Annotated in this window: 5 protein-coding genes; 2 read left to right on the plus strand and 3 right to left on the minus strand. The window is 31.8% G+C overall.

Going from position 1 to position 6,406, the window contains the following annotated elements:
• Positions 1 to 44: 44 nt before the first annotated feature.
• Positions 45 to 1,052 carry a potassium channel family protein gene (locus BN1242_RS01525; protein ID WP_062350350.1) on the minus strand — a complete coding sequence of 336 codons (1,008 nt, stop codon included), beginning with the start codon at positions 1,050 to 1,052 and terminating at the stop codon, positions 45 to 47.
• 321 nt (positions 1,053 to 1,373) lie between these two features.
• Between BN1242_RS01525 and BN1242_RS01530 the strand changes: the two genes are divergently transcribed.
• Positions 1,374 to 2,300: a dipeptidase gene (locus tag BN1242_RS01530; protein WP_062350353.1), complete on the plus strand. Its 927-nt coding sequence runs from the start codon at positions 1,374 to 1,376 to the stop codon at positions 2,298 to 2,300.
• 65 nt (positions 2,301 to 2,365) lie between these two features.
• Here the strand turns inward: BN1242_RS01530 and BN1242_RS13065 are convergent, their stop codons facing one another.
• Positions 2,366 to 2,707 (minus strand): DUF421 domain-containing protein, encoded by a 342-nt coding sequence (locus BN1242_RS13065; RefSeq protein ID WP_077216069.1) that lies wholly within the window; start codon positions 2,705 to 2,707, stop codon positions 2,366 to 2,368.
• Between the two features lie 17 nt (positions 2,708 to 2,724).
• Complete coding sequence (locus tag BN1242_RS13070) at positions 2,725 to 3,048, minus strand: DUF421 domain-containing protein (RefSeq protein ID WP_062350359.1); 324 nt, start codon at positions 3,046 to 3,048, stop codon at positions 2,725 to 2,727.
• Positions 3,049 to 3,980: 932 nt separating this feature from the next.
• On the opposite strand from BN1242_RS13070, the gene BN1242_RS01545 reads away from it, so the two are divergent.
• Positions 3,981 to 6,107: an ABC transporter ATP-binding protein/permease gene (locus BN1242_RS01545; RefSeq protein WP_062350361.1), complete on the plus strand. Its 2,127-nt coding sequence runs from the start codon at positions 3,981 to 3,983 to the stop codon at positions 6,105 to 6,107.
• The last annotated feature ends 299 nt before the right edge of the window (positions 6,108 to 6,406 follow it).

The following is a 6,406-nucleotide window of genomic DNA, read 5'->3' on the forward strand; positions in this document are numbered from 1 at the left end:
ATGAATAAAACACCAGTGCCAATAACAATGGTTCTGGTGTTTTTTCAATTTCTCAAGTCTTCACCAATAACTAATAAACGATCTTTATGCTGAATGATGTACTCACCATTTGGATTTATTAAAGTGTTATTCTCATCCTGTTTAACGCCAATTAAAATAATATGTTTTTTCAGTAAATTCGTACTTACTTGCTGAAAACTTTCACCGACAAATTCATTATCGGTAAGGAGCTGCACTTTTACCCCTTTTAAAATATTAAAAATGTCTAATAGTGAATCGGATATACCGTGCGATAGCATTGTGTGCAACATCACAAAGCTTGATAATGTATTCGTTTGAATAATTTCATCAGCACCGGCACGTTTTGCATTAATAATTTGTTCTTTCGTTAAAATTTCTGCAATACAATAAATAGAAGGTGCTAGTCCTTTAACAGCGACGATATTCAATATCGTATTCATATCTGCCTCGAGCTCGTTTTTTCTTGGGTCGGCAGTAATAATGACTAACTCTGCATCACGGACATTTGCTTTTTCCAAAGTCGCATCCAAAGAAGGTGCGCCTTTTACGAAAAATAAATTGTTCTTATTGATGAACGGACTGTTATCCAAAGTAGAATCAATTAAAACAATTTGTCGATCACGATTGACTTTCACAAAATCTTGGACTATTTCTTTAGATCGCTCATTCCAGCCGATAACGATAAAATGATTCGTAATTTTCAATTCGAGTGTTCCTTTCATAATTGCATTTTGTTTCTGAACAGCAGAAGTTGCTAAAGATACGAAAAAAGTTGCAACAAACCCAGCTCCAAACAGTACTAATAAAATTCCAATAATCCTTCCAGGTATTGTAATGGGGACAAAATCCCCGTAACCAATTGTTGAAGTCGTAATAATCGCCCACCAAATGCCATCAAATACTGTTGGAAATTGTTCAGGTTCAACAAAATGAATGGATGTTCCGAATAAAAATAAAATGAATGCGACAACTAGTAAAAGTCGGATTAAATATGGTAACCGTAAAAATTGTTGATAAATATTCCAATTCATAGTTTTCCCCTCAAAAGTGAAAGAGTACAATAAAATTAGGCTCCAATAAAAATGATATTCCATGCTTTTGGAGTACGCAGAAAGTATTATGATTTCACTCTCCGCTGTAATCAAAAAATTGTTTGTTGAATGTTTCTTTTCATTGGGAACAGGTGGAAAAATCTTTACATAGGTGGCTACAATGGAAATAATGGCATTGCCTGTTATCGGAGTTCACCCAATGTCAATATTATTAGTATTAGCAATAATTCGGTGTTTCATAACTTGAACGATTGTCATACATAGCAAAGGTAATTAAATATAAATATTGGAGGTTATTAAATGAATGTGATTGACCTACATTGTGATGCATTGTTAAAACTATCTGAGGCAAAAGGAAAACTTCGCTTTGCTGATGCATCTGAATTAGATACAAATAAAGAACGATTGCAAAAAGGAAAAGTAAAAGTGCAAGCATTTGCTATTTTTGTTGAACCATATATCCAATCAGATCAAAAGTTTCAAGAAGTACTCACTCAAATTGACTACTTCTACTCCGAAGTATTAGGGAAAAATCAAGAAATGAAACATATTCGGTGTTGGTCAGATTTAAATACACTAAAGGATGGAGAAATTGGTGCCTTTTTAACTTTAGAAGGTGTGGATCCAATTGGAAATGATTTAACCAAACTTAGAATACTTTATCAACTCGGTGTATTGTCCGTCGGATTAACGTGGAATCAAGCAAACTTAGCAGCTGATGGTGTAGGCGAGCCACGCGCTGGCGGATTGACAGAGCTTGGTAAAGAAATTGTAAAACTTAACAATCAATATAAAGTTTTTACTGATGTATCGCATTTATCAGAAAAAGGATTTTGGGATGTTATGGAACTTGCCGATTTTCCAATTGCTAGCCATTCCAATTCAAAGACAATTTGCAATCATCGTCGAAATTTAACAGATGAACAAGCAAAAGCTTTATTCCAAAAAGGTGGTTTAATTCATGTCGTCTATAATCCACCTTTCATAAAAGAACAAGGGAAAGCGTCGATTGATGATTTAATTAAGCATATTGATCATTTTTGTTTGTTAGGTGGAATCAAGCAAATTGGTCTTGGCTCTGACTTTGATGGAATTTACGATAAAGTAAAGGGGCTAGAAGATGCATCACAATCGCAAAATTTAATCATTAAACTGTTAAAGTATTATAATGAAGCAGAAGTTCGCGGTTTTGCTTCTGAAAACTTTTTAAGCCACTTGCCGAAATAATGGCAGTGGCTTTTTATTAGAAGTTACAAGTGAAATTTTTTTACAAGCACAGCTGTCGTGAATATTTAATCTTCATATTTGTCAACATATAATTTCTTATTTCCGTCAATAGTCCCAATGAATACCTCTTCTAACTGGACATCCTTTTTTTTTAACTCATTTAGCAACCATTCTTTCGTAAGATTTGCCTCTTGCAAAGAATCATAAATGATATTTCCTTCCATAATGACAGTTTGAGGTAAGCCACTCTTTTTTTTCACAGATGAATTGATATCCTTTTGTGTTAAAGGTTGGTTCTCTTTTTTTAAAAACACACTTAAATCCCCAGTAGGTTCAAGTACTGCAAATTCAACGTCCGCTACGTTGAATACATTTTTCTTGCGTAATAAGGAATTTAAATCATCAATAGTGTATCGCTCTTTTTTTAAACTATCTTCAGAACCTTGCCGTTTTTTATAAAAATGCTTGCTCTACCATCAACAAAGTTTCGCAGTTTTTTACTTTTTAAAACTGCAAAATCAGCCAACATAGTAACAATTCCAAAAACAGATATTCCTAATAATCCGTGAAAAATATTTCGTTCCAATCCTGTAATTAACTCAGCTGCAATACTTCCAATTGTAATTCCTGAAATATAGTCGAAAAATGTCATTTGCACGATCTGTTTTTTCCCAACTAACTTTGTAATGATGAATAGGAAAATGATAAATAATAATGCACGCAAAACAATCTGTAACCACTCCGGCACAATTTTCCCTCCAGTTACTAAATAATTAGTGCAACAAAATTCTATCTATTGTACTCAATATACGGAACTAACGGTTGCTTTAGAAATATCCACCTCTACTGCTATGGTTTTAAGACCATGTTCACGAAAAGATTGTTCAAGAGTAGTTTGCGTGCTTTAAAAATAATTAGTCATTTAAAAAGCCTTTGCCGGAATGTTGTCCGTTATTGTTGGAGTTGTCATTTTCTTTGTCAATAAAACAATCGAAAAACAACCATTTAATGACAGTGGACTTGATTTTCGTGCAATTAAAATTAAAATCAAAGAAATCAAAAACTCTTGTTCTAGTTGTTGTACAACATCTTCGAAAAGAGCTTCGAATGTAGAAATATCAACTTTCTACGAACCTTCTTTTCTTGTTTCAAGAAAAATAAAATCCTCTTTTTTCTAGTCTATATCTCTTGTAAAAATCGAACCTACATTTTTCAATGATGAGTATTATTGGGTTCATATTCATCCAAATCTCTCTTAAAGTCGTTCAATTATAACTTCCCTCTGAAAGGAGGAAATACCAAAAGAATACTATTATTTAACCGTAATCTAATAGAATAAGCAATTTAAGCAATTAGAACTATTTTGTCGCATGTAGGAATACCTTTAAAAGTCCCAATAATTTCCAAAACGCAACTAAAGTCAAAAATACATAGTACATTCAAACTATTTTAAAATAGAAAATACAATAGTTATTGTAAGTTTTCAAAAAAATGGTACACTAATAATTGTTAGGATTCTTCGTTTCACTTCAACTAGATTTTTATCAAAGGTAATCTTAATTTAAAGAATAGATTAATCAGAAGAATAATCGTAGTAAATTAATTAATAATAATTTCTCATATTAATTAAAAGTTTCACTTTTTTAAACTAATATTCATTTATTCTAGAAGGTGAATTTAATGCTGGAAATAAAAAATTTAACAATAAAATATGGTGAAACTGAGATTTTATCTAATGTAAATGTTGAGTTTGCAAGGGGAACTGTTACAGTTATAAAGGGTCCGTCTGGGTCAGGGAAATCCTCTTTATTGAATATCTTAGGATTAATTCAAAACCCAAATAAAGATTGCACATACTATCTAGATGGTAATCAAATTAGATTTGATGATGATGAGTCAAAGGCACTTTTTAGATTAAATCATATCGGCTTTGTTTTCCAACAAAATAATTTATTACAGGAATTAACTGCGAAGGAAAATATAATGATTCCTTTGAGAATGGTAAGTAAAAATCATTCATATATTTACCAGAAGGCTAATGAACTAGTGGATTATGTTAATTTGAATCACGTAGCAGATAATTATCCTTCTGACTTATCTGGAGGAGAAGAGCAACGGGTAGCCATATCAAGAGCGCTAATCAATGATGCAGATATTATTCTTGCTGATGAACCTACAGCATCCTTGGACTCGGAAAACACACAGAACATATTAAATATTTTAAGGAACTTAGCGCGTGAAAAGAATAAAATTGTTATTATCGTTTCTCATGATGAAACTGTTGCAAATATTGCTGATACAATATATGAAATAAAAGAAAGAAAATTAAATGCCCTAAAAAGTACTAAAGATAATTTGGAAAGTAGAGTAGAAAAAATAGAGGGGAAGAAGAAAAACCTTTTTCATTTTATCAAATATTATAAAAGGAAGAGAAAAGACGAAAAAAAGTTAAACAGATTTCTAATTATTATTACAGCAATTACTGCCGCGATTGCTACTCTCTTTGTGAATTTTGGAGATTCGTTTAGTGATCATCAAAAAGATTTTATCGATGCTATATCTGATAGGGGTATTTTTATCATTAATGATACTCTAGGTATTAATTCCCAAACGGATTATGTTGAAGCATTTCAATTTACCGATGAGGAAATAGAATCTATTAACAACCTCCCAACAATACAAAAGTTGTATCCATATTATGAATTCCTATCCTTTGGAATATCAACTAATCAGTCAGATATTGCAAAATTAATCGTCAAAGATGGTTCCAAAGTGGTAAAGGAAAATACATATGAAAATATTATGGAGAATATGACTGATGATCAATTTCGAGTAACTCCATTATATCCAGAGGAAAATCTACAATCTATTCTTGAGTACAAAGCAGAAGATATAGAAGATGGTATTATCCTTACAGCTTCATTGGCTTCTTCTCTAGTAGAAAACCCAAAAGATTTAATAGGGAAGACCTTAGAAATTCAAAGTTTTGTACCTGTTAAGCTTTATACAAGTGAGGCGACTAAACCTCAAGAAGGGAGCGATAGAGGTTCACTTGAAAATGCAGAAACAGTTAAAATTGATGCACCTATTTATAAATTAGTTTCATTTAGTAAAATAATAAAGGGCATTTTGCCTAATTCATATATTTATCAAAAGTCTGAAGAAAGCAGAAATCTGATTTTTTTAAATTATAGTGAATTGATAGAGATTATTTCAGAGAATAAAGACAGCAATCTAGGTGAAACATTTCCGGGTTTTCCTGAGAAAGAATTAGCTCCGAGTGCACTATATGCTCAGGTTACTAGTTTTGAAGATGTGGCAAATACTAGCTCAAAAATAGAATTATTTTCACCAACTATTCAGGTGGTAAGTAAGGCTACAGATGTGAAGAAAATTCAAACAAATTTAAAGATGATTCAAGACACGATGCAAGGAGTTTCTCTCGTACTAATTTTAATCGTCATGCTATTGTTTGGATTCACATACTTTTTAAAAACAAGGACCAGAAAAAAGGAAATAGGGATTTTAAAAGCAATAGGGTTTACGACGAAGAATGTTTTCATGTTAATAGGGTATGAAATGTTATTTGTTGCTATAAAAACATTTGTTTTATCCATCGTAATATCCTATCTACTGTTATTTATAGCAAATAATGTAATTGGTTTTGCTAGTTTATTTGTAATAACAATGGAGTCCATCTTGTTCTGTTTCATGATATCATTTTTAATTGTTATTTTATCGGGAATAATTGCTATTTGGAATACGGGCAAAGTGGATATTATTGATTCGATAAGGAAAAATAAGTAATAATCGAGGTACATTAAATGTCAAAAATAGTGAGAGTTTTAATTACCCTTTTTATAGGTTTGATTTTTATTTTTTTGTTAATATATTTACTGCTTGGAACGACTTCGTATAAGTAACTTTTCTTGTTTCCGATTTATCGGATTTCCGACAGAAGACTCCCACTTCAAGGAAGGAGAAGGGCGTAGCCCAGTGAGTAAGTGGGAGATGAATGTCGGTAGGCGTTAGCCTAAGCTTGCTTTTTAAGATATTCTGCTACTAATTTTTCAATAATCTTACTTGCGTCTGTACCTTCTTTAACA

The sequence above is a fragment of the Bacillus kwashiorkori genome (genome assembly GCF_001375515.1).
Classification (GTDB): domain Bacteria; phylum Bacillota; class Bacilli; order Bacillales; family Caldibacillaceae; genus Bacillus_BK; species Bacillus_BK kwashiorkori.

Excerpts from the sequence above, each read along its gene's own strand:
- BN1242_RS01525 (WP_062350350.1), bottom strand. The coding sequence starts at position 1,052 with ATGAATTGGAATATTTATCAACAATTTTTACGGTTACCATATTTAATC.
- BN1242_RS01530 (WP_062350353.1), top strand. The coding sequence starts at position 1,374 with ATGAATGTGATTGACCTACATTGTGATGCATTGTTAAAACTATCTGAG.
- BN1242_RS01545 (WP_062350361.1), top strand. The coding sequence starts at position 3,981 with ATGCTGGAAATAAAAAATTTAACAATAAAATATGGTGAAACTGAGATT.